The following is a 2,007-nucleotide window of genomic DNA, read 5'->3' as shown; positions in this document are numbered from 1 at the left end:
TGAGCGTAGCCTACTCTTTCTTGTCTTTCGTACCATGCTTGTGTTCTGAGATGGAGAGCTTTATTGTAAACCAATCTTACACAGCCCAAAGTGCGCCGCAATAGCGACTCTTGTTCTGGTGTGGGGTAAAATCGAAACGAATAGGCTTTTTCCATGTCTCACATTTTAGCATATATAGCGTTTCCTAAGCTAGTGAGGTACACCTGTTTTTCTTCCCCTTTGCCTTTTGCCTCTTGCCTTTTGCCTAAAACCCATAACTTTTGTACCTCAGCAGACTGAAAAACGCTATATTTCGTAAACGATGCTCATATTTAACAGCAAAGCCGCCGTAAAACGGCGGGGTTTCAGACCCAAAATTTTCGATGACGATGAGTGCCTGTGACTTTGTGCGGAACCCGATCACACCATGTATGGCGATGCTGTGGGTGCGACAAGTCTATTATTGGGACAAGGAGAAAAACTCTATATCGCACCACAGAATTTAATCGAGTTTTGGAACGTTTACTTTTAAGCAAAAACGCGAGCATCCCGAGGACGAACATAAACTTGCTCCCCGACTTGGAGATGCAGTTGAGCCAGTTGTTCTCGATTCAGATGGGCAATCAGGAGAGAGCGATCCGGTAGAATTAATTCCACATCGATGGCCCAACCCAGATGGATAATGCGCTCGACTTTTGCCTCAATGCTAGACCCATTGGGAAAAGAGAGAATTTCTAGGTCGTGGGGACGAATGAAAATCTTGACTCCGTTAGTACCCCCTCCGAGCTGCTCGAATAGTGCAGCCGAGGTCGGTGGCAAAACATTCACCCGGCCGATAAAACTCATCACAAAAGCAGAGGCAGGATGATCGTACACCTGATCGGGAGTTCCCACCTGTTCGATTTTACCCTCATTGAAAATTACGATCTCGTCGGCCACTTCCATGGCTTCCTCCTGGTCGTGGGTGACAAAAACACTGGTGACATGGACCTCCTCGTGTAACTGTCGCAACCAAACTCGTAGCTCTTTTCTAACTTTGGCATCCAAGGCCCCAAAAGGCTCATCTAATAATAATACTTCCGGTTCCACCGCTAAGGCCCGGGCCAGGGCAACCCGTTGACGTTGACCCCCGGATAGTTGGGCCGGATAGCGATCGCCTAATCCCTGCAATTGAATTAAACTCAAGAGATTGTCCACTCGTTTTTGAATATAGTTCGGGGTAGCTTTGCGAATATTTAAACCGAAAGCGATATTCTGACGCACCGTCAGGTGTTTAAAAAGCGCATAATGCTGAAAAACAAAGCCAATATTCCTTTTTCTGACATTTAAATGGGTTGTGTCTTTGCCATTGATGATAATTTTGCCTGTGTCGGGAGGTTCTAATCCTGCGATCGCTCTCAGGAGAGTGGTTTTTCCTGAACCGGACGGCCCCAGCAGTGCCACCAGACGATTCGATTTGATCTCTAGGTTGATGTTGTCTAAAGCAGTAAAGGTGCCGAATTTTTTCGATACTCGCTCGATGATGATGCTCACGGTAGCTAATCCTCTGGCAAAAAAATGTATAGGGTTTGACCGTATTTTAACCATGATTCAATCGCAATCGTATTAAAATACACTTACATTTTACAAGATAGCAAGAAAATTAAGTTTCGATTCGGGAGATTACTGGTTATAAACAGAGACTAAAAGATTAAACAGCGATAAAAGCTTACTAATACTCTTTTTTGCTCTTTTAGTCGGTTCTAAAGGCTTAATTAACTAATTTTGTCTCTTAACCACCAGAAACACACCGGAGAAAAGAGACAACTGAGGCAAAAATGGACTATTCTTTATTGACAATATTTAGCTTTTTTATCGGAATTGTCGTGGGATTAACGGGAATTGGCGGTTCATCGGAAATTTTGGGTCTGAAACCCCGCCGTTCTAGGTTGGCTTTACGTTAGAATTAAAAGGCCAGTCTCGAAAACCAAGTGGACGGCGCAGCACCTTGAAAACTCGGCTTAGGGGGTTCCGACCAGAAAAGCTTGG

3 protein-coding genes are annotated in these 2,007 nt (G+C 44.6%); 1 reads left to right on the top strand and 2 read right to left on the bottom strand.

All coding sequences use genetic code 11. The features are described from left to right. Window positions 1-155, bottom strand: a 155-nt coding sequence (locus PX482_RS20650) for a helix-turn-helix domain-containing protein (RefSeq protein ID WP_287736602.1), incomplete at its 3' end; no start/stop codon positions are given. Window positions 156-507: 352 nt separating this feature from the next. Next, window positions 508-1,512, bottom strand: a complete 1,005-nt coding sequence (locus PX482_RS20645; protein ID WP_288122961.1) for a sulfate/molybdate ABC transporter ATP-binding protein — start codon at window positions 1,510-1,512, stop codon at window positions 508-510. Between the two features lie 284 nt (window positions 1,513-1,796). On the opposite strand from PX482_RS20645, the gene PX482_RS20640 reads away from it, so the two are divergent. Further along, window positions 1,797-1,922 (top strand): hypothetical protein, encoded by a 126-nt coding sequence (locus PX482_RS20640; RefSeq protein ID WP_288028090.1) that lies wholly within the window; start codon window positions 1,797-1,799, stop codon window positions 1,920-1,922. Window positions 1,923-2,007: the final 85 nt, after the last annotated feature.

The organism is Microcystis sp. M53602_WE12, from assembly GCF_030065455.1.
Lineage (GTDB): Bacteria > Cyanobacteriota > Cyanobacteriia > Cyanobacteriales > Microcystaceae > Microcystis > Microcystis aeruginosa.
The sequence above is the reverse complement of the archived record's forward strand: the minus strand, read 5'-3'. Positions and strand labels throughout refer to the sequence as shown.

Excerpts from the sequence above, each read along its gene's own strand:
- PX482_RS20640 (WP_288028090.1), top strand. The coding sequence starts at position 1,797 with ATGGACTATTCTTTATTGACAATATTTAGCTTTTTTATCGGAATTGTC.